Here is a 21,272-nt window from a genome sequence, read left to right as displayed (position 1 = left end):
AGGCGACCCTTGAGGGAGTGACGGGAATGAACAAGGAATTGGGCGGCCTTGCCGCGCGCAGGATCGGCGAGGGTTCGGTTCGTCCGGCCGCGACGGACCGTGCCACCAAATCCATTTCCCACATCGACCCGGGCCTGCCCGTGGCGCAGGGACTCTATGACCCGCGCAACGAGAAGGATTCCTGCGGCGTCGGCTTCATCGCCGACATCAAGGGCCGCAAGTCGCACCAGATCGTCCAGGACGGCCTGAAGATCCTGCTGAACCTCGAGCACCGCGGCGCGGTCGGCGCCGACCCGCGCGCCGGCGACGGCGCCGGCATGCTGGTGCAACTGCCGCACAGGTTCTTTGCCAAGGAAGCGGCCAAGCTCGGCTTCGAGCTACCGGAGCCCGGCCACTACGCCGTCGGCCACGTCTTCATGCCGCACGATTCCGAGGGGCACGAGATCATCCGCGCCACCATGGAGCGGGTGGTGGCGGAAGAAGGCCAGGTGCTGCTCGGCTGGCGCGAGGTGCCGACCGACAATTCCTCGCTCGGCCACACCGTGCTGCCGACCGAGCCCAGGCATGTGCAGGTGTTCGTCGGGCGCGGCGAGGCGGTGGCGAGCGAGGACGATTTCGAGCGCCGGCTGTTCATCCTGCGCAAGGTGATCTCCAGCGCCATCTATTCGGCCAAGGACCCGCGCACGGCGGGCTATTACGTCGTGTCGCTGTCCTGCCGGACCCTCGTCTACAAGGGCATGTTCAACGCCGACCAGCTCGGCGCCTATTATTCGGACCTGCACGACCCGGACTTCGAAAGCGCGGTGGCGCTCGTCCACCAGCGTTTCTCCACCAACACCTTCCCGGCCTGGTCGCTCGCCCATCCCTACCGGATGGTCGCCCATAATGGCGAGATCAACACGCTGCGCGGCAATGTGAACTGGATGGCGGCCCGCCAGGCCTCCGTCGATTCGGAGCTGTTCGGCAACGACATCTCCAAGCTCTGGCCGATCTCCTATGAAGGCCAGTCCGACACCGCCTGCTTCGACAACGCGCTCGAATTCCTCATTCAGGGCGGCTACGAGCTGCCGCACGCGGCGATGATGCTGGTGCCCGAAGCCTGGGCTGGCAACCCGCTGATGAACGAGGAACGCCGCGCCTTCTATGAATACCACGCCGCCATGATGGAGCCGTGGGACGGGCCGGCCGCCATCGTCGCCACCGACGGGCGCCAGATCGTCGCCATGCTGGACCGCAACGGCCTGCGGCCGGCGCGCTATATGGTGACCACCGACGACAAGATCGTGCTTGCCTCGGAAATGGGCGTGCTCACCTTCCCGGAAAGCGAGATCGTCACCAAGTGGCGCCTGCAGCCGGGCCGCATGCTGCTGGTCGACCTCGAAGAGGGCCGCCTGGTGCCGGACGAGGAGGTGAAGACCGCCCTCGCCCAGGCCCACCCCTACAAGGAATGGCTCAAGCGCACCCAGCTGGTGCTGGAGGAGCTGCGCTCGGTGGAGGCGCGCGAGGTGCGCACCGACGTGTCGCTGCTCGATCGCCAGCAGGCCTTCGGCTACACCCAGGAAGACCTCAAGATGCTGATGGCGCCGATGGCGACCACCGGACAGGAGGCGGTCGGCTCGATGGGTTCCGACACCCCGATCTCGCCGCTGTCGAAGAGGTCGAAGCCGCTGTTCACCTATTTCAAGCAGAACTTCGCGCAGGTGACGAACCCGCCGATCGACCCGATCCGCGAAGAGCTGGTGATGAGCCTCGTCTCGTTCATCGGTCCGCGGCCGAACATCTTCGACCTCGAAGGCAATTCGCGCCGCAAGCGGCTGGAGGTGCGCCAGCCGATCCTGACCAATGAGGACCTGGAGAAGATCCGCTCCATCGGCTTCATGGAGGAGCGCTTCGACACCCGCACGCTCGACATGACCTACCCCGCCGACAAGGGCGCGGCGGGCATGGGCGATGCCGTCGAGCGGCTGTGCGAGCGGGCCGAGGCCGCCGTGCATGGCGGCTACAACATCATCATCCTGTCCGACCGCCTGGTCGGGCCGGACCGCATCCCGATCCCCTCGCTGCTGGCGACGGCTTCCGTGCACCATCACCTGATCCGCAAGGGCCTGCGCACCTCGGTCGGCCTCGTGGTCGAGACCGGCGAGGCGCGCGAGGTGCACCATTTCGCCTGCCTCGCCGGCTATGGCGCCGAGGCGATCAACCCCTACCTCGCCTTCGAGACGATGATCGACATGCGCGTCGACATTCCCGAGGAGGTGGACGAGTACGAGATCGTCAAGCGCTACATCAAGTCGATCGACAAGGGGCTGCTCAAGGTCATGTCCAAGATGGGCATCTCGACCTACCAGTCCTATTGCGGCGCGCAGATCTTCGACGCGGTCGGCCTCAACCAGGAAGTCGTCGACCTCTACTTCTCCGGCACCGCCTCCTCCATCGGCGGCATCGGCCTCAATGAAATCGCCGAGGAGACGGCGATGCGCCATCGCGACGCTTTCGGCGACGCACCGGTCTACCGCACCGCGCTCGATGTCGGCGGCGACTATGCCTACCGCCTGCGCGGCGAGGAGCATGCCTGGGACCCGGAGACGGTCGCCGTGCTGCAGCATGCTGTGCGCGGCAATGCGCAGGACAAGTACCGCCACTTCGCCAATCTGGTGAACGATGCCGGCGCCAAGACGCTGAACATCCGCTCGCTGTTCCGCATCCGCGAGGCGGAGGAACTCGGCCGCACGGCGGTGCCGCTCGACGAGGTCGAGCCGGTGGCGAACATCGTCAAGCGCTTCGTCACCGGCGCCATGTCGTTCGGCTCGATCTCGCGCGAGGCGCACACCACGCTCGCCATCGCCATGAACCGCATCGGCGGCAAGTCCAACACCGGCGAGGGCGGCGAGGAGGCCACGCGCTTCAAGCCGCTGCCGAACGGCGATTCCATGCGCTCGGCGATCAAGCAGGTCGCCTCGGGCCGCTTCGGCGTCACCGCGGACTATCTCGTCAATGCCGACATGATCCAGCTGAAGATGGCGCAGGGCGCCAAGCCCGGCGAAGGCGGCCAGTTGCCCGGCCACAAGGTCGATGCGGTCATCGCCAAGGTGCGCCACTCGACCCCGGGCGTCGGCCTGATCTCGCCGCCGCCGCACCACGACATCTATTCGATCGAGGATCTGGCGCAGCTGATCTACGACGTGAAGAACGTCAACCCGGAAGCCGATGTCTCGGTCAAGCTGGTCTCGGAAGTCGGCGTCGGCACGGTGGCCGCCGGCGTCGCCAAGGCGCGCGCCGACCACATCACCATTTCCGGCTTCGAAGGCGGCACCGGTGCCTCCCCCCTCACCGCGCTGAAGCATGCCGGCTCGCCCTGGGAAATCGGCCTGGCGGAAGCCCACCAGACGCTCGTGTTGAACAATCTGCGCGGGCGCATCGCGCTGCAGGTCGACGGCGGCCTGCGCACCGGGCGCGACGTGGTGATCGGCGCCCTGCTCGGCGCCGACGACTTCGCCTTCTCCACCGCGCCGCTGATCGCGGCCGGCTGCATCATGATGCGCAAGTGCCACCTCAACACCTGCCCGGTCGGCGTCGCCACCCAGGACCCGGTGTTGCGCAAGCGCTTCAAGGGTACGCCCGAGCATGTCATCAACTACTTCTTCTTCGTCGCCGAGGAAGTGCGCGAGCTGATGGCCGCGATGGGCGTGCGCACCTTCAACGAACTGATCGGCCGCTCCGACTGGCTCGACCAGCGCGAGGCGATCGAGCACTGGAAGGCCAAGGGGCTCGACTTCAGCCGCATCTTCGCCAAGCCGGCGGTCGGCCCGGAGGTTTCGATCTACCACACCGAGCGGCAGAACCACCCGATCCAGCACGTGCTCGACCGCACCCTGATCGCGCAGGCGATGCCGGCGCTGGAGAGCGGCGAGAAGGTCGAGATCCACAGCCCGATCAAGAGCATCAACCGCTCGGTCGGGGCGATGCTGTCGGGCGAGGTGGCCAAGCGCTACGGCGACGCCGGCCTGCCCGACGACACCATCGACATCCACCTGACCGGCACCGCCGGCCAGGCCTTCGGCGCCTTCCTCGCCACCGGCATCTCGATGACGCTGGTGGGCGAGGCCAACGACTATGTCGGCAAGGGCCTCTCCGGCGGGCGCATCGTGGTGCAGCCGGCGGCGGACAGCGCCATCGTGCCGGAGGACTCGATCATCGTCGGCAACACCGTGATGTACGGCGCCACCTCCGGCGAGTGCTACTTCCACGGTGTCGCCGGCGAACGCTTCGCGGTGCGCAATTCGGGCGCCATCGCGGTGGTCGAGGGCACCGGCGACCATGGCTGCGAGTACATGACCGGCGGCATCGTCGTCGTCATCGGCCAGACCGGGCGCAACTTTGCGGCCGGCATGTCCGGCGGCGTCGCCTATGTGCTGGACGAGGACGGCACCTTCAAGAAGCGCTGCAACCTCTCCATGGTCGATCTCGAACCGGTGGAAGAGGAAGAGGACCTGCTGGAGCGCCTGCACCACCATGGCGGCGACCTGGAGTTCAAGGGCCGTATCGACATCATGGCCGATATGGGCCATCACGACGAGGAACGGCTGCACCAGCTCATCGCCAAGCACCTGCACTATACGGGCTCGCGGCGGGCGCAGACCATTCTCGACAACTGGGCCGAGTACCGCAGCAAGTTCGTCAAGGTGATGCCCGTCGAATACCAGCGGGCGCTGCGCGAAATGGAGAAAATGCGCGGCCTGCAGGCGGCCGAATAGGCCCGGCTGCGCCCGCCGGATGCCGGCGGGAGACGGCCCATCGGGTGGGCCACGGCAGCGTCGTGGCGCGGCTCTGTGCCGCGCCGCCATTTTCCAACTGGCATGTTTGATGTATCTGGCACCGGAGGTGGAATGCCTCCAAGGTGGCGGTGCTCCGCGAAAGAGGGCGCAATGGGCAAGGTTACGGGCTTTCTCGAAATCGATCGGCGCGAGGCAAAGTATCAGCCCGCCTCCGACCGCATTCGCCATTTCCGCGAATTCACCCTGCCCCTGCCGGACGCCGAGGTCGCCAACCAGGCCTCGCGCTGCATGGATTGCGGCGTGCCGTTCTGCCACGGGCCGAACGGCTGCCCGATCCACAACCAGATCCCGGACTGGAACGACCTCGTCTATCACGGCAACTGGGAAGAGGCCGCGCGCAACCTCCACTCCACCAACAACTTCCCCGAATTCACCGGCCGCATCTGCCCCGCGCCCTGCGAGGAAGCCTGCACGCTGAACCTCGAGGACGTGCCGGTCACCATCAAGACCGTCGAGCAGGCCATCGCCGACAAGGCGTGGAAGGCGGGCTGGATCAAGCCCGAGCCGGCGGCACACAAGACCGGCAAGAAGGTCGCCGTCATCGGCTCCGGCCCGGCCGGGCTTTCCGCCGCGCAGCAGCTCGCCCGTGCCGGCCACGAGGTGCATGTCTATGAGCGCGAGCCCAAGGCCGGCGGCCTGCTGCGCTACGGCATCCCCGACTTCAAGATGGAAAAGCACTATATCGACCGCCGCGTGGCGCAGATGCAGGGCGAGGGCGTCACCTTCCATTACGGCGTCAATGTCGGCGTCACCACGCCGCTCGACGAGTTGCTGGACGCCCATGACGCGGTGCTGATGTGCGGCGGCTCGGAAGCCCCGCGCAACCCGGAGCTGCCCGGCCAGGAACTGGAGGGCGTGCACTACGCCATGCCCTATCTGGTCCAGCAGAACCGGCGCGTCGGCCATGAGGATGTCTCGCGCGAGCAGCCGATCCACTCCGCCGGCAAGCATGTGGTGGTGATCGGCGGCGGCGACACCGCCTCGGACTGCGTCGGCACCTCGTTCCGCCAGGGCGCGCTGTCGGTGCACCAGCTCGACATCCGTCCCGTCCCCCCGCTGAAGGAGGACAAGCTGGCGGTGTGGCCCTACTGGCCGACCAAGTTCCGCACCTCCTCCTCGCAGGCCGAGGGCGCCGAGCGCGAATTCGCCGCGGCGACGCTGGGCATCGAGGGCAAGAAGGGCCGCGTCACCGCCGTGAAGTGCGCCCGCGTCGACGGCAAGCGCCAGCCTATTCCCGGCACCGAGTTCCTGATCAAGGCCGATCTCGTCTTCATCGCCCTCGGCTTCGTCCATCCGGTGCGCGAGGGCATGCTGGAACAGGAGGGACTGACCCTCGACAGGCGCGGCAATGTCGGCGCCGACGACCTCGACTACGCCACGACGGTGCCCAAGCTGTTCGCCGCCGGCGACATGCGGCGCGGCCAGTCGCTGGTGGTGTGGGCGATCCGCGAGGGCCGGCAGGCGGCGCAGTCGATCGACACGTTCCTGATGGGCAGCTCCGTCCTGCCGCGCTGAGGGCCATCGTCATCGCAGAGAAAGCCGGGCCCGCGCCCGGCTTTTTCAGGCCTGGCAGAGGCTCAGGGCCTCGAAAGGCTCACGGGGCCGCGGTGCCGGGCAGCGGCCCCTGCGGCATCGGCGGCACCAGCAGCTCGGCCGGCTGGCCCGGCGGCCAGCGGAAATCATCCGTCCGCCCCGCCACCGTCGGCAGCGCCGCGCCGTCGACCAGCACGCTTGCCGGCTCCGGCTTGCCCTCATCCGGCACCACCGAGCGGCCGATGTCGTTCGCCGCGGCGAGGCCCGGCGCGCCGGCGAGGGTGCGCGCCTGGCCGGCCGGCGCCCCGCCGGTGAGCATGATGATGGAAGGGCGCGTATCCGCCGGATCGGCCATCGCCGCCGGCAGGTCCTGCCCCGAGAGCAGATCGTCGAGCTTCTGGTCGACGAAGAAGGCCAGCTTGCGCGCGCCGGCGCGGGTGAAGCCCACCCCGTCGGAGGTGCGCAGCCGGCGGCGCTGGCCGTCGACCGCCGGGCCGGACGTCATGAACTTGCCGTTCTCGTCGACAAAGCCGTCGGTGACGTCGACGAAGATGAAGCCGTTGCGCTCCACCATCTCCTTGAGCAGGGCGTTGTAGCGCACGATCTGCTCGCTGCGCACGCTGTCCTCGACCGGCGGCAGGCCCACCACCACGGCGGTGCGGCGCTGCAGCTTCAGCGCCAGCAGGAAATCCTCGAAGCGGCGCGAATAGAGATCGCGCCAGCGCTGGTCCAGCAGTTCGGCCCGGCCGGAGGGATCGTCGATCGGCTCAAGGTCGTTGCTGCCGGCGAACACCACGATGACATTGGCCTGCTCATTGCCCGTCGGCAATTGCCGCGCGGTGGCGATCAGGTCCACGCCCCGGCCCGGGCCGAAGCCGGAATCCGCCTCGGACCGGCCGACCACGGCGGCGCTCTCGCGGTCGGCGGCGAAAGCGTCCGCCAGCCCCTGCGCCAGCGTGGCCGCCTGCTCGTCGCCGAACACCAGCACGACTTCCTTGACCTCGTCGGAAGCGGCCCGCGCCTCGCTGGCCGAGCCATAGACCTTGCCGCGCGGATCGACCGGCTGCTGCGCCACCACCGGCGGCGGCGGCGTGTAGGAAGGCGGGGCCGGCCGCGCGCGGCGCGGGCGGTTGCTATTGCCGCCGAACAGGTCGATCAGCGGCTGGAACGGCGACCAGACCCGGCGCGGTTCGGCGGCCTGCGGGGCCCCGCGCTGCGGGCGCGCCTGCTGGCGCTGCTGCGGACGCTGCTGCTGCGAGGGGCGCGCGCCGGACTGGCCGACATCGGCCGGCGGCCGGAACCAGTCGCTCTGCGCCTGCGCCAGCGAACAGCCGGCCAGAAGCACGCCGGCCACCGCCAGCGCCTTCAGTCCGATCCGGTCGCCATGCAGGCGATACCCGCGCAAGCGGCGCATGAGCCGTTTTCCCGATGACGGTACCGACGCCGGTACCCTCTGCACCGGTGAACCATTATCGCGGCTGTTTCAAGACCCCGGCAACGGCGCGTCCCGGCATCAACTGCCGCTGCGCAGGCTTTCCAGCACCTCGCCGCTGGCCATCCCGTCCGGCGGCAGCCCCGCCGCCACCTGATAGTCGCGCACCGCCGCCCGCGTCTGCGCGCCGATGGCGCCGTCATGGGGGCCGACATCATAGCCGCGCGAGGCCAGCCGCTTCTGCAGTTCCGCCCGTTCGTTGCGCGACAGCGCGCGCAGATTCTCCGGCCAGGGCTGCACGAAGGGCCCGCCGCCGCGCAGGCGGTCGGCCAGATGGCCGATGGCGAGCGCATAGGCATCGGCCGGGTTGTAGCTGAGAATGGCCTTGAAATTGCCGGTCATCAGGAAGGCCGGGCCCTTGGCGCCGGCCGGCAGCAGCAGATAGGCCGTCTCCTTGCCCGGCGGCATCGGCCGCCCCTCCGGGCGATGGATGCCGAGCGCCGCCCATTCGCGCATGGTCTTGCGCTTGTTCTTGTCGGCGAGCAGATAGTCGAAGCGCCGGGGGAGGACGACCTCGTAGCCCCAGCTCCGGCCCGGCTGCCAGCCGCCGCGCTTCAGCTTGTTGGCGGTCGAGCCCATGGCGTCGGCCACCGAATCCACCACGTTGCGGTGGCCGTCGCGGTCGAAATCCACCGCGTCGCGCTGGAACGCGGTGGGCATGAACTGGGTGAGGCCGAAGGCCCCGGCCCAGGAGCCGCGCAGATGGCTCTCGGGAATGTCGCCACGGTCGACGATGCGCAGCGCGGCCACGAACTCGTCGCGGAAATAGGCCTTGCGGCGGCCGACGCAGGCAAGCGTCGCCGTCGCCTCGATCACCGGATAGGACCCCCGGGCGCTGCCGTAATTGGTCTCGATGCCCCAGATCGCCGCCACCACATAGCGGTCGACGCCATAGTTGCGCTCCACCTCGGCGAACACCGCCGCGTTCTGCGCCATCGCCTCGCGGCCCTTGCGGATGCGGGTTTCCGACACCAGCATGTCGACATAGTCGCCGGCGGTGCGGCTGAATTCGGGCTGGGTCTCCAGCTTCTTCATGATGCTCATGTCGGGCTTGAGCCCGGCCGTATAGCGCCGGAAGCCGGCGGCCGAGACGCCGGCGGCGCGGGCCTTCGGCTCCAGCGCGGCGACGCAGCGGCTGAAATTCGCCTCGTCGCGGGCGAGAGCGCGCGGAGTCATGTCGGGATGGCCGGCGGTTGTCGCCGGGGCGGCGGGGCGTGTCTGCGGGCGGGCCCGCGCCACGGTGTGCGGCGCGCTGACGCGGGTTTCGGTCGGCGGCGCGGAAAACGCCCCGGTGATGTCATCCGAGCTTGCGCAGCCGGCAAGACCGACGCAGACAATGGCAACGCCGGCAAAGACGCCGGCATGCCCCCGGGCGGAGGCCGTGCGATAATTCATGACGCAACCCTAACGCATTTCCGGGTGATGATTAGGCAGGCCCCATGGTTTCGAGACCCTTAACGTGACGGCAGTTTCCGTTTCGTCATTCACCTGCCCCTTGAAAATTGAACGGGATCAGCGGACCTATTCCACCACCTCCGCGTTATCCGGCCGGTGCATTGCCGGGAGCGAAGCGCTAGGCTCGTTTTCGTACCAATTTCGCTCTTTCTTCCTGACCCAACGTCATCACAAGTGGCTTAATTCCCCGATGGTAAAACCAATCCGCAAAGCGATCCTCCCCGTCGCCGGCCTCGGCACGCGCTTTCTTCCCGCCACCAAGGCCGTTCCGAAGGAGATGCTCACCGTGGTGGATCGTCCCGTCGTCCAGCACGTGGTCGACGAGGCCCGCGCCGCCGGAATCGAGCACATCGTCTTCGTGACCGGACGCAACAAGGGCGTGATCGAGGACCATTTCGACCGCCAGTACGAGCTGGAAGACACACTGCAGGAGCGCGGCAAGACCCATATGCTGAAGATGCTGCGCGAGGAGACCATGGGTCCCGGCGCCACCAGCTTCACCCGCCAGCAACTCCCGCTCGGCCTCGGCCATGCGGTGTGGTGCGCGCGCGACATCATCGGCAACGAGCCCTTCGCGCTGCTGCTGCCGGACATGCTGCACAAGCCGACCAACGGCAAGGGCTGCCTCGGCCAGATGGCCGAAGCCTACCGGCGGACCGGCGGCGGCAACCATCTGGCGGTCTATGAGGTGCCGCACGAGCAGACCGACCAGTACGGCATTGTCGGCCTCGGCGACGAGATGGCCGACGGGGTGCACAAGATCGCCCGCATGGTCGAGAAGCCGAACAAGGACGTCGCGCCTTCCAACCTCGCCATTTCCGGCCGCTATATCCTGCAGCCGGAGATCTTCGACCTGCTCGCCACCCAGGAGCGCGGTGCCGGCAACGAGATCCAACTCACCGACTCGATGCTGAAGCTCGCCCAGACGCAGGATTTCTACAGCGTCACCTTCGACGGCGCGATCTATGACTGCGGCTCGAAGCTCGGCTTCCTGATGGCCAATGTCGCCTACGCGCTCGACAATCCGGAAATCTCCGGCTCCTTCCGCCCGGAACTGGACGCGCTGCTGGCCAAGAGCTGAGCCGGCTCGTGGCTTGGTCCTGACCAATGAAAAGGGCGCCCCACGGCGCCCTTTCGCTTTTTGCCGGTCGGAGACGGTCAGGCCGCCTCGTCCACGCTGCGGGCGCGGGTGTCGAACAGCAGTTCGTTGGCCCCGCGCTCGACCCGCACGATATCGCCGTCCTTCACCGTGCCGGCGAGGATGCGGCCGGCCAGCGGGTCCTGCAGCAGCTTCTGGATCACCCGCTTGAGCGGGCGCGCGCCATAGGCGGGGTCGTAGCCCTTCTCGGCGAGGAAGTCCCGCGCCTCCGGGGTGATCTCCAGAGCGATCTTGCGCTCCTCCAGCAGCTTGTCGAGCCGCTTGACCTGGATGTCGACGATGGCGCCCATCTGGTCGCGGCGCAGCCGGTGGAACAGCACGATCTCGTCGACGCGGTTGAGGAATTCCGGGCGGAAGTGCGCACGCACCACCGCCATCACCTCCTCGCGCACCGCCTCGCTGTCCTGTCCCTCGGGCTGGTTCACCAGATATTCGGCGCCGAGATTCGAGGTCATGATGATCAGCGTGTTGCGGAAGTCGACCGTGCGGCCCTGCCCGTCGGTCAGGCGCCCGTCGTCGAGCACCTGCAGAAGGACGTTGAACACATCCGGATGCGCCTTCTCGATCTCGTCGAACAGCACCACCTGATAGGGCCGGCGCCGCACCGCCTCGGTGAGCGCCCCGCCCTCCTCATAGCCGACATAGCCGGGAGGCGCGCCGATCAGCCGGGCGACCGAGTGCTTCTCCATGTATTCCGACATGTCGAGGCGCACCAGCGCGGTGTCGTCGTCGAACAGGAACGACGCCAGCGCCTTGGTCAGCTCGGTCTTGCCGACGCCCGTGGGGCCGAGGAAGATGAAAGAGCCGATCGGCCGGTGCGGGTCCTGCAGCCCGGCCCGGGCGCGGCGCACCGCGGTCGAGACGGCCTCCACAGCCTCCCTCTGGCCGACCACGCGGGAGGAGAGCACGTCCTCCATGCGCAGCAGCTTCTCCTTCTCGCCGGTCAGCATCTTGTCGACGGGAACGCCGGTCCAGCGCGAGACCACGCCGGCGATGTGGTCGGGCGTCACCGCCTCCTCCATCATCGTGCCGGCCTTCACCTCGCCGGCCGCGTCCTTGGCCTCGATGGTGGCGAGTTTCTTCTCCAGCGCCGGGATGGTGCCATAGGCGAGTTCGCCCGCCTTCTGGTACTCGCCCGAGCGCTGGGCAATGGCGAGGTCGGCGCGGGCCTTCTCCAGGTCGCTCTTGATCTTCTGGGCGTCGCCGAGCTTCTCCTTCTCCGCCTTCCAGCGCGAGGTGATGGAGGCCGACTGCTCCTCGAGATTGGCGAGTTCCTTCTCCAGCTTCTTCAGCCGGTCCTTGGAGCCGGTGTCGCTCTCCTTCTTCAGCGCCTCCTGCTCGATGCGCAGGCGCACGATCTCGCGGTCGATGCTGTCGAGTTCCTCAGGCTTGGAATCGACCTGCATGCGCAGGCGCGAGGACGCCTCGTCGACAAGGTCGATCGCCTTGTCGGGCAGGAAGCGGTCGGTGATGTAGCGGTTGGACAGCGTCGCCGCCGCCACCAGCGCGGAATCGGTGATCCGCACGCCGTGGTGCAGCTCGTACTTCTCCTTGATGCCGCGCAGGATGGAGATGGTGTCCTCCACCGTCGGCTCGGCGACGAAGACCGGCTGGAAGCGGCGGGCGAGCGCGGCGTCCTTCTCGATATATTTGCGGTACTCGTCGAGCGTGGTGGCGCCGACGCAGTGCAGTTCGCCGCGCGCCAGCGCCGGCTTGAGCAGGTTGGAGGCGTCCATCGCGCCCTCGGTCTTGCCGGCGCCGACGAGGGTGTGCAACTCGTCGATGAACAGGATGATGCCGCCCTCGGCCGATTCCACCTCGGACAGCACGCTCTTCAGCCGCTCCTCGAACTCGCCGCGATATTTCGCGCCGGCGATGAGCGAGCCCATGTCGAGCGCGAGAAGCTGCTTGTCCTTCAGGCTCTCCGGCACGTCGCCATCGACGATGCGCAAAGCGAGACCCTCGACGATCGCCGTCTTGCCGACGCCGGGCTCGCCGATCAGCACCGGGTTGTTCTTGGTGCGGCGGGAGAGAACCTGGATGGTGCGGCGGATTTCCTCGTCGCGGCCGATGACCGGGTCGAGCTTGCCCTCGCGCGCCGCCTCGGTGAGGTCGCGGGAATATTTCTTCAGCGCGTCATAGGCGTTCTCCGCCGTGGCGCTGTCGGCGGTGCGGCCCTTGCGCAGCGCCTCGATGGCGGTGTTGATCTTCTGCGGCGTGGCGCCGGCCTTGGCGAGTATCCTGCCGGCCTCGCTGTCCTTCTCCAGCGCCAGCGCGAGCAGCAGCCGCTCGACGGTGACATAGCCGTCGCCGGCCTTCTTCGCCGCCTGCTCGGCGGCCTCGAACACCCGCGCGGTGCCGGGGGCCAGATAAACCTGGCCGGCGCCGGAACCCTGCACCTTGGGCAGCTTCTTCAGCGCCGCCTCGGTGTCGGCGAGCACGATGCGGGGATCGCCGCCGGTGCGGGCGATCAAGCCGGCACACAGACCCTCCGGATCGTCGAGCAGCACCTTGAGCAGGTGCTCGGGGGTAAACTGCTGGTTGCCCTCACGCAGGGCCAGCGACTGGGCGGACTGGACGAATCCGCGCGCGCGCTCGGTGTAGATCTCGAAATTCATTTCGCGTTGCCTCCTGGCCCGCCGTCCGCCCTGTCGGCACGAACGGTCTCTCGGGACGACGGCGCCCGTATCCCGGCCGCCGTAACGGACCCCGTTGCGGCGATCCGTCGGTCCTCATGTAGTGTGGCGAAACGGCAACGGAAGGGCGTTGCGCAGGATCAAAAGCGGATTTTCCTCAGGCCCCTGCCGGCTTCGCCGCAGCAGCTGCCCGCGCGGAACCGGTGCCGCCCGGGCAGCCGCCGATCACATAGGCGCCGGCCGCCAGCAGCGCCACCGCCCCCAGCACGAGGAAGGCGGAGGGATAGCCGAACTGCTGCGCCACCAACCCGCCGAGCAGGGTGGACAGCGAGGCGCCGATGCCCTGCGCCGTCATCGCGAAGCCGAGGCCGAGATTGAAGCGGCCCGACCCGGCGAGGATGCGCGCCACGAGGCCGGGAGTCGCCACCCCGAGCAGGCCGGCGCCGACGCCGTCGAGAACCTGCACCGGAATGAGCGCCCAGAACGCCCCGTAATGCACCGCCGCCGCCGCGATCGCCCCGCGAACCGGCAGCGCCGCGAGGGCAAGGAGCAGCACCAGACGATAGCCCCGGCGCGCGCCCAGCCACGCGGCGACCAGCGCCATCGGAATCATCGTGCCCTGCGCCACCACCACCGTGGTCGCGGTCAGCGCGCTGGGGTCCGCCCCGGCGGTCGCCACCATGGCCTGCCCGAACAGCGGCAGCATCGCCGCATTGCCGAGATGGAACAGGGCGAAGGTGATCGCCGCCGTGACCAGCGCCGGCTCGCGCAGCAGCCGGCCGATGCTCTCGCGGGCCCTGCCCGCCCCGGCCGGGGCGGCGGTGGCACCGCGCGCCGCCTCATGGTCGATGGCGTCGGCCGGAATGGCCAGCACGGACAGGGCGCCGAGAACCGCCATCGCGCCCAGCAGCGCGAACACCGCCGGCAGCCCGAACCACCAGCCCAGCACGCCCGCCAGCACCGCGGCGAGGATGTTGCCGGCGTGGTTGAACGCCTCGTTGCGCCCCAGTTGCCGGTCGAAGCCGTTCGGCCCGACAAGGCCGAGGGTGAGCCCGGCAATGGCCGGCAGCAGGGCGGCGGCGGCGATGCCGTTGACCGCCTGCGCCACCGCCACCGTCGCGAAATGGGGCACGGCGAGGATGGTCAGCGAGGCCGCGAGGATGGCGAGCGAACCGAACACGATGATCGCCCGCTTGGCGCGGCTCGCATCGACCAGCGCCCCCATCGGCATGGTCGCGAGCATGGCGACGAGCCCGCCCAGCGTCATGACGAGGCCGATCTCGGACGGGCTCCAGGCCTTTTCCTGAAGAAACACGCCGAGAAATGGCCCGAGCCCGTCGCGCACATCGGCGAGGAACAGGTTCAGTGCGGCAAGCGCCGCGAGCGGGGAGAGCAACGCGGCGGTGGGTATGGAGGCGGAGGCGCGCATGAAGGGGGTTCCGGCGGTGGCATCGCACCGATAAGCCGCCGGCGGCCGGGTGGTTCCGGCGGCCCGCGCGATCCTTGCCGGGAGGGCGATGCTAGGCGGCCGCGCGCCGCTCCGCCAGCATCATGTAGTTGACCGAGAGGTCGCTGGAGCGCCGCCATTCATCCGCCAGCGGGTTGAACACCACGCCCTCGCGGTCGATCATTTCGAGCCCGCCCGCCTCCAGCGCCGCCTGGAGTTCCTCCGGGGTGACGAAGCGGTTCCAGTCATGGGTGCCCCTAGGAAGCCAGCCCAGCACATATTCGGCGCCGACGATGGCGAGGGCGAAGGAGCGCTTGGTGCGGTTCAGCGTCGCCGCCACCATGAGGCCGCCCGGCGTCACCATCTCGGCCGCGCGGGCGAGGAACAGGCCCACATCGGCGACATGCTCCACCACTTCCATCGCCATCACCACGTCGAATCGCTCGCCGGCATCGGCCAGCGCCTCGGCGGTGGTGGCGCGGTAGTCGACGGCAATGCCGCTCTCCTGCGCGTGCAGCGCGGCGATGCGCACATTGCGCTCGGCCGGGTCGATGCCGACCACGCGGGCCCCCATGCGCGCCAGCGGCTCGCTGAGCAGGCCGCCGCCGCAGCCGATGTCGAGGATGCGCAATCCCTCCAGCGACCGGATGTCGCGCGGGTCGCGGCCGAAATGGGCAGTGATCTTCTCCCGCAGATAGGCCAGCCGGACCGGGTTGAACCGGTGCAGCACCCGCATCTTGCCGCGCGGGTTCCACCATTCGACGGCGAGCGCGGCGAAGCGTTCGACTTCGCGGGGATCGACGGTAGTGGCGGTTGCAGACATCGACGCCTCATCTTCGCCCGGCGGTGCCGAGAGGGATTCCAAGCTCGCGCAGCGGCGTTGCGGGCGCGGCGCGAGGTGGATATGTATACGCGCCTTTTGGGCCGGGAGCCCACTTTCTCCCGCCCGGCCCCACAGAAGAACACGGTACGGTTTCCCGCAATGGCACGTCTGGTGATGAAGTTCGGCGGCACCTCGGTCGCCAACATTGAGCGCATTCGCATCGTCGCGCGGCACGTCAAACGGGAAGTGGAAGCCGGCCACCAGGTCGCCGTCGTCGTCTCCGCCATGTCCGGCAAGACCAATGAGCTGGTCGGCTGGTGCCGCGAGGCGGCAATGCTGCACGACGCGCGCGAATATGACTCCATCGTCGCCTCCGGCGAGCAGGTGACCTCCGGCCTGCTGGCCATCGTGCTGCAGGACATGGGCATTTCCGCCCGCTCCTGGCTCGGCTGGCAGCTTCCCATCTCGACCGACGACGCCCATGGCGCGGCGCGCATCCTCGACGTCAATGGCGACGAGATCGTCGCCCGCTTCGCCCGGGGCGAGGTGGCGGTGATCGCCGGCTTCCAGGGCATCCACCTGCCGACCGGCCGGCTCACCACGCTCGGCCGCGGCGGCTCGGACACCAGCGCGGTGGCGGTCGCCGCCGGCATCAAGGCCGACCGCTGCGACATCTACACCGATGTCGACGGCGTCTACACCACCGACCCGCGCATCGTGCCCAAGGCGCGCCGGCTGGAGAAGGTCGCCTTCGAGGAAATGCTGGAAATGGCGTCGCTCGGCGCCAAGGTGCTTCAGGTGCGCTCGGTCGAGCTAGCCATGGTACACAAGGTGCGCACCTTCGTGCGCTCCAGCTTCACCGATCCGGACGCCCCGGAACTCAAGACCGCCGGCGACCCGCCCGGCACACTGATTTGCGACGAGGAGGAAATCGTGGAGAGTGAAGTCGTCACCGGCATCGCCTTCGCCCGGGACGAAGCCCAGGTCAGCATCCGCCATGTGCCGGACCAGCCCGGCATCGCGGCCAACGTGTTCGTGCCGCTGGCGGACGCCAACATCAATGTCGACATGATCGTGCAGAACATCTCGGCCGAGGGCTTCACCGACATCACCTTCACCGTGCCGACCGCCGATTTCGAGCGCGCCAAGGCGGCGCTGGCCGATGTGCGCGGCGAGATCGGCTTCCAGAGCATCGAGGGCGCCACCGATGTGGTGAAGGTCTCGATCATCGGCATCGGCATGCGCTCGCACGCGGGTGTCGCGGCCCGCGCCTTCAAGGCGCTTTCCGAGCGCGGGATCAACATCCGCGCCATCTCGACCTCCGAGATCAAGATCTCGGTGCTGATCGACGCGGCCTATACCGAGCTTGCCGTGCGAACGCTGCATTCGGTATACGGGCTCGACGCCTGAAGTCAGGCAACGGCGCGGCGCGAGTCGCGTCGCCTTAAGTGACGCTCCGGGATCGCGGCTCCCGGAAACCGAGGACGGCCAATGCGTGGCGCGCTCGGCGGCCCGCGCGTGCTTTTGAGGCGTCTCCGCGAGGTCATGGCGGAGCCGGTGAGCGCGCAGGACCGCCTCGACAAGATCGTGGTGCTGATCGCGGCCAACATGGTGGCCGAGGTGTGCTCGGTCTATGTGCTGCGCGTGGACGGCACGCTGGAGCTCTACGCCACCGAGGGCCTGAACCGCACCGCCGTCCATCTGACCGTGATGCGCATCGACGAGGGCCTCGTCGGCACCGTCGCCCGCGAGGCCGAGCCGATCAGCCTTTCCAACGCGCAGGCGCACCCGGCCTTCTCCTACCGGCCGGAAACGGGCGAGGAAATCTACCACTCCTTCCTCGGCGTGCCGATCCTGCGCGCCGGCAACACGCTCGGCGTGCTGGTGGTGCAGAACCGCGCCCACCGCTCCTATACCGAGGAGGAGATCGAGGCGCTGCAGACCACGGCCATGGTGCTGGCCGAGATCATCGCCTCGGGCGAACTCACCGCCATGGCGCTGCCCGGCGCCGAGCCCGCCGCCCGCCGCCCGCTGCACCTCAAGGGCCTGTCCCTGTCGGAAGGCATCGGGCTCGGCCATGTGGTGCTGCACGAGCCGCGCATCGAGGTCACCAAGGTCATCGCCGACGACCTGCCCGCCGAGCTGAAGCGGCTCGACGGCGCGGTGGAGACGCTGCGCGCCTCGATCGACATCATGCTGGAGGACGAGGGCGTCGCCCGCGTCGGCGAGCACCGCGAGATTCTCGAAGCCTACCGCATGTTCGCCCATGACCGCGGCTGGATCGGGCGCATGCGCGAGGCGGTGATGACCGGCCTCACAGCCGAGGGCGCGGTCGAGCGCGTGCAGTCGGACACCCGCGCACGCATGCTGCGCATGACCGACCCTTACCTGCGCGAGCGGATGCACGATCTCGACGATCTGGCCAACCGCCTGCTGCGCCAGCTCACCGGCCGCGCCGCCGGCTCGGAACACGCCCGGCTGCCGGACAACGCCGTCATCGTCGCCCGCAACATGAGCCCGGCGGCGCTGCTCGACTATGACCGCACCCGCATACGCGGCCTGGTGCTCGAAGAAGGCGCGGCCACCAGCCATCTCACCATCGTGGCGCGGGCGCTCGGCATCTCCGCCGTCGGCCACATGGAAAACGTGGTCGGCCAGGTCGACGCCGGCGACGCGGTGATCGTCGACGGCGTCAGCGGCGAGGTGCATATCCGCCCGCCCGCCGATGTCGAGGCCGCCTATGTCGACAAGGTGCGCTTCCGGGCCAAGCGGCTGGAGCGCTACGCCGCCCTGCGCGACGTGCCGACCGTCACCAAGGACGGCATCCCCATCGAGCTGCACCTCAATGCCGGCCTGCTGGTCGACCTGCCGCATATCGAGGAGACCGGCGCCACCGGCATCGGCCTGTTCCGCACCGAACTGCAGTTCATGATCGCCTCCGCCTTCCCGCGCACCAACGAGCAGCTCAAGCTCTACCGCTCGGTGCTGGATGCCGCCGGCGAGCGCCCGGTGGTGTTCCGCACGCTCGACATCGGCGGCGACAAGGTGCTGCCCTATATGCGGGCGATCGAGGAGGAGAACCCGGCGCTGGGCTGGCGCGCGATCCGCCTCGGGCTCGACCGGCCGGGGCTGCTGCGCAGCCAGATCCGCGCCCTGCTGCGCGCCGCCACCGGACGCGAATTGCGGCTGATCTTCCCGATGGTGTCGGCGGTTGACGAGTTCGACCGCGCCCACCACATCGTCGAGCGCGAGCTGACCCATCTGCGCCGGCATGGCCACGGCCTGCCCGAACGGGTGCTGGTGGGGGTGATGCTGGAGGTGCCGGCGCTGCTGTTCCAGCTCGACCTGCTGTTCAGCCGGGTCGACTTCGCCTCGGTCGGCTCGAACGATCTGGTGCAGTTCCTCTATGCCGCCGATCGCGGCAATCCGCGCGTCGCCGACCGCTTCGATGCGCTGGCCCCGGCGGCGCTCAGGGCGCTGAAGATGATCATCGACAAGGCGGCCGAATACGGCAAGCCGGTCACGCTCTGCGGCGAACTGGCCTCGCGCCCGCTGGAGGCGCTGGCGCTTGCCGCCATCGGCTACCGCAAGCTTTCCGTCTCCCCCGCCTCCTATGGCCCGGTGAAGGCCATGCTGCTGGAGCTCGACCTGGCGGCCGCGTCCGCCTTCGTCGAACCGCTTCTGGGCCTTCGCGGCGAGGTGGCGTCGCTGCGCCCGCAGCTCGCCGCCTTTGCCGAGAAGGCCGGCCTGCCGTTGTGAGTACCGCCGCGTGACCACCCTGCCCGATGCCCGGCTCGACCAGTTGCTCGCCCGCCATGCCGAGATCGAGCACGCCCTGTCGGGCAGCCCGGAGGCGGAGACCTATGTCCGCCTGTCGCGCGAGTTCGCCGATCTCTCGCCGCTGGTCGACAGCGTGAAGGCGTTGCGCCGCGCCGAGCGCCAGCTCTCCGAGGCCCGCGCCCTCGCCACCGACGCCCGCGGCGACCGCGAGATGGCGGCGCTGGCGCAGGAAGAGGCGGACACGCTGGAGGAGGAGGTGGAAGCCCTCTCCCGCGCCGTGCGGCTCGCTTTGCTGCCAAAGGACGCGATGGACGAGCGCGGCGTCATCCTGGAGGTGCGCGCCGGCACCGGCGGCGACGAGGCCGCCCTGTTCGCCGGCGACCTGTTCCGCATGTATGAGCGCTTCGCCGCGCTGAATGGCTGGTCGGTGGAGGTGCTGTCGCTGACCGAAGGCGCCGCCGGCGGCTTCCGGGAAATCGTCGCCGCGCTGCATGGCAACGGCGCCTATGCCAGGCTGAAGTTCGAATCGGGCGTCCACCGCGTGCAGCGCGTGCCGGACACCGAGGCCTCGGGCCGCATCCACACCTCCGCCGCCACCGTCGCGGTGCTGCCGGAGGTGGAGGAAGTGGATGTCGACATCAACGAGAACGACCTGCGCATCGACGTGTTCCGCGCCTCCGGCGCCGGCGGGCAGCATGTCAACAAGACCGAAAGCGCGGTGCGCATCACCCATATTCCCACCGGCACCGTCGTCGCCGTGCAGGACGAGCGTTCCCAGCACAAGAACAAGGCCCGCGCCATGGGCATGCTGCGCGCGAAGATCTACGAGGCCGAGCGCGAGAAACGCGACAGCGCCCGCGCCAGCGAGCGCAAGGTGCAGGTCGGCTCCGGCGACCGCTCCGAGCGCATCCGCACCTATAATTTCCCGCAGGCGCGGGTGACCGACCACCGCATCGGTCTCACCCTGCACAAGCTGCCGGAGATTCTCGCCGGCGACGCGCTGGGCGAACTGGTCGACGCGCTGACCACCGAATATCAGGCGGCGCTGCTCGCCGAGGCGGAAAGCTCCGGCTGGGGCGAGCGGTGAGGGCGACGCGATGATCCCGCGTGCCGCCCTGCTGCGCGAGATTGCCGCAGGCTTCGCGGCGGCGGGGCTGGAGGCGCCCGAGCGGGAGGCGCGGGCGCTGCTCAGGGCCGGGCTCGGCCTCACCGATCTCGACCTCGTCGCCCGCGCCGACATGGCCCTGCCGGCGGAGGACGCCGCCCGCCTGCGCGCCCTCGCCAGCCGCCGCGCCGCCGGCGAGCCGCTCGCCCGGCTGGTCGGCCGTCGCGAATTCTGGAGCCTCGATTTCGCCCTCTCCCCCGAGACGCTGGTGCCGCGCCCGGAGACCGAGACGCTGGTCGAGGCCGCGCTCGCGCTGTTTCCGGAACGGCATGCCGCGCTGCGCATCCTCGACCTCGGCACCGGCAGCGGCGCCCTGCTGGCGGCGCTGCTGGGCGAATATCCGGCCGCTGTCGGCATCGGCGTCGACCTGTCGCACGGCGCCGCCCGGCAGGCGCGGCAAAACCTTGCGGCGCTTGGGTTTGGCGCCCGCGCGGCAGTGGTGGTCGGGCACTGGGCGGAGGCGCTTGGCGGCGGCTTCGACCTCGTGGTCTCCAATCCGCCTTATATTCCAAGCACCGATATCGCCGCGCTCGACCGCGAGGTTCGCCACCACGACCCGCATCTGGCGCTGGACGGCGGCCCTCAGGGGCTCGATGCCTATCGTGCGCTCGCGCACGCCCTGCCCGGCCTGCTCGCCCCCGGCGGGCGCGCCGTGCTGGAACTCGGGATTGGCCAGGAGGACGACGTCGCCGCGCTTCTTGCCGCCGCCGGGCTGCCGGCCGATGGTGCGGCGCGGCGCGATCTTGCCGGAATCGCACGCGCCATCGTGACCCGACCGGCCAGGGTTTGATGGCATTGCAGCAAAAAAGGGCTTGGAACGAGATACCGAACCGATTAGTGTCGTTTGCAGGAATCGTCCTGAGACATCATCTGCCTTTTAGTGATTTGACTGCCGGTCGCTCCTCGATCCGAGAGACCGTGCTCATCGCTGGCAGTGGCATTCGGGC

Annotated in this window: 12 protein-coding genes; 7 read left to right on the top strand and 5 right to left on the bottom strand. The window is 69.0% G+C overall.

Annotation, left to right across the window (positions count from 1 at the left end; all coding sequences use genetic code 11):
* Positions 1 to 17: 17 nt before the first annotated feature.
* Together gltB and KHC23_RS18435 are read left to right on the top strand one after the other, a co-directional pair.
* Complete coding sequence (gene gltB, locus KHC23_RS18440) at positions 18 to 4,754, top strand: glutamate synthase large subunit (protein WP_373878497.1); 4,737 nt, start codon at positions 18 to 20, stop codon at positions 4,752 to 4,754.
* Between the two features lie 171 nt (positions 4,755 to 4,925).
* Positions 4,926 to 6,350 (top strand): glutamate synthase subunit beta, encoded by a 1,425-nt coding sequence (locus KHC23_RS18435; protein WP_213374438.1) that lies wholly within the window; start codon positions 4,926 to 4,928, stop codon positions 6,348 to 6,350.
* 79 nt (positions 6,351 to 6,429) lie between these two features.
* Here the strand turns inward: KHC23_RS18435 and KHC23_RS18430 are convergent, their stop codons facing one another.
* Complete coding sequence (locus KHC23_RS18430) at positions 6,430 to 7,782, bottom strand: SGNH/GDSL hydrolase family protein (protein WP_246544722.1); 1,353 nt, start codon at positions 7,780 to 7,782, stop codon at positions 6,430 to 6,432.
* Between the two features lie 99 nt (positions 7,783 to 7,881).
* Entirely contained in the window at positions 7,882 to 9,255 is a 1,374-nt protein-coding gene (locus KHC23_RS18425; protein WP_213374436.1) for a lytic murein transglycosylase, read from the bottom strand.
* Positions 9,256 to 9,505: 250 nt separating this feature from the next.
* Here KHC23_RS18425 and KHC23_RS18420 point away from each other — a divergent pair, with 250 nt between their 5' ends.
* On the top strand, positions 9,506 to 10,396 hold the full coding sequence (locus tag KHC23_RS18420; protein ID WP_213374434.1) for a UTP--glucose-1-phosphate uridylyltransferase: 891 nt from the start codon (positions 9,506 to 9,508) through the stop codon (positions 10,394 to 10,396).
* Positions 10,397 to 10,473: 77 nt separating this feature from the next.
* Here KHC23_RS18420 and clpB read toward each other — a convergent pair whose 3' ends face one another.
* The 3 genes from clpB to ubiG form a co-directional block, all read right to left on the bottom strand.
* Positions 10,474 to 13,092 (bottom strand): ATP-dependent chaperone ClpB, encoded by a 2,619-nt coding sequence (gene clpB / locus KHC23_RS18415; protein ID WP_213374432.1) that lies wholly within the window; start codon positions 13,090 to 13,092, stop codon positions 10,474 to 10,476.
* 175 nt (positions 13,093 to 13,267) lie between these two features.
* Complete coding sequence (locus KHC23_RS18410) at positions 13,268 to 14,539, bottom strand: MFS transporter (RefSeq protein WP_213374430.1); 1,272 nt, start codon at positions 14,537 to 14,539, stop codon at positions 13,268 to 13,270.
* 91 nt (positions 14,540 to 14,630) lie between these two features.
* On the bottom strand, positions 14,631 to 15,380 hold the full coding sequence (gene ubiG, locus KHC23_RS18405; RefSeq protein ID WP_213374428.1) for a bifunctional 2-polyprenyl-6-hydroxyphenol methylase/3-demethylubiquinol 3-O-methyltransferase UbiG: 750 nt from the start codon (positions 15,378 to 15,380) through the stop codon (positions 14,631 to 14,633).
* Positions 15,381 to 15,539: 159 nt separating this feature from the next.
* Between ubiG and KHC23_RS18400 the strand changes: the two genes are divergently transcribed.
* The 4 genes from KHC23_RS18400 to prmC all read left to right on the top strand — a co-directional run bounded on the left by KHC23_RS18400 (position 15,540) and on the right by prmC (position 21,115).
* A complete protein-coding gene (locus tag KHC23_RS18400; RefSeq protein ID WP_213374426.1) occupies positions 15,540 to 16,790 on the top strand; it encodes an aspartate kinase in 1,251 nt (416 codons plus the stop codon).
* Positions 16,791 to 16,871: 81 nt separating this feature from the next.
* Complete coding sequence (gene ptsP / locus KHC23_RS18395) at positions 16,872 to 19,139, top strand: phosphoenolpyruvate--protein phosphotransferase (protein ID WP_213374424.1); 2,268 nt, start codon at positions 16,872 to 16,874, stop codon at positions 19,137 to 19,139.
* 10 nt (positions 19,140 to 19,149) lie between these two features.
* Positions 19,150 to 20,247 carry a peptide chain release factor 1 gene (gene prfA / locus KHC23_RS18390; protein ID WP_213374422.1) on the top strand — a complete coding sequence of 366 codons (1,098 nt, stop codon included), beginning with the start codon at positions 19,150 to 19,152 and terminating at the stop codon, positions 20,245 to 20,247.
* Positions 20,248 to 20,257: 10 nt separating this feature from the next.
* Positions 20,258 to 21,115, top strand: a complete 858-nt coding sequence (gene prmC, locus KHC23_RS18385) for a peptide chain release factor N(5)-glutamine methyltransferase (protein ID WP_213374420.1) — start codon at positions 20,258 to 20,260, stop codon at positions 21,113 to 21,115.
* Positions 21,116 to 21,272 lie beyond the last annotated feature (157 nt).

Source organism: Ancylobacter dichloromethanicus, assembly GCF_018390645.1.
Lineage (GTDB): Bacteria > Pseudomonadota > Alphaproteobacteria > Rhizobiales > Xanthobacteraceae > Ancylobacter > Ancylobacter dichloromethanicus.
The sequence above is the reverse complement of the archived record's forward strand: the minus strand, read 5'-3'. Positions and strand labels throughout refer to the sequence as shown.

Bases quoted from the DNA above. Each gene is read 5' to 3' on its own strand.
- KHC23_RS18435 (WP_213374438.1), top strand. From the start codon at position 4,926: ATGGGCAAGGTTACGGGCTTTCTCGAAATCGATCGGCGCGAGGCAAAG.
- KHC23_RS18430 (WP_246544722.1), bottom strand. From the start codon at position 7,782: ATGCGCCGCTTGCGCGGGTATCGCCTGCATGGCGACCGGATCGGACTG.
- KHC23_RS18425 (WP_213374436.1), bottom strand. From the start codon at position 9,255: ATGAATTATCGCACGGCCTCCGCCCGGGGGCATGCCGGCGTCTTTGCC.
- KHC23_RS18420 (WP_213374434.1), top strand. From the start codon at position 9,506: ATGGTAAAACCAATCCGCAAAGCGATCCTCCCCGTCGCCGGCCTCGGC.
- clpB (WP_213374432.1), bottom strand. From the start codon at position 13,092: ATGAATTTCGAGATCTACACCGAGCGCGCGCGCGGATTCGTCCAGTCC.
- KHC23_RS18410 (WP_213374430.1), bottom strand. From the start codon at position 14,539: ATGCGCGCCTCCGCCTCCATACCCACCGCCGCGTTGCTCTCCCCGCTC.
- ubiG (WP_213374428.1), bottom strand. From the start codon at position 15,380: ATGTCTGCAACCGCCACTACCGTCGATCCCCGCGAAGTCGAACGCTTC.
- KHC23_RS18400 (WP_213374426.1), top strand. From the start codon at position 15,540: ATGGCACGTCTGGTGATGAAGTTCGGCGGCACCTCGGTCGCCAACATT.
- ptsP (WP_213374424.1), top strand. From the start codon at position 16,872: ATGCGTGGCGCGCTCGGCGGCCCGCGCGTGCTTTTGAGGCGTCTCCGC.
- prmC (WP_213374420.1), top strand. From the start codon at position 20,258: ATGATCCCGCGTGCCGCCCTGCTGCGCGAGATTGCCGCAGGCTTCGCG.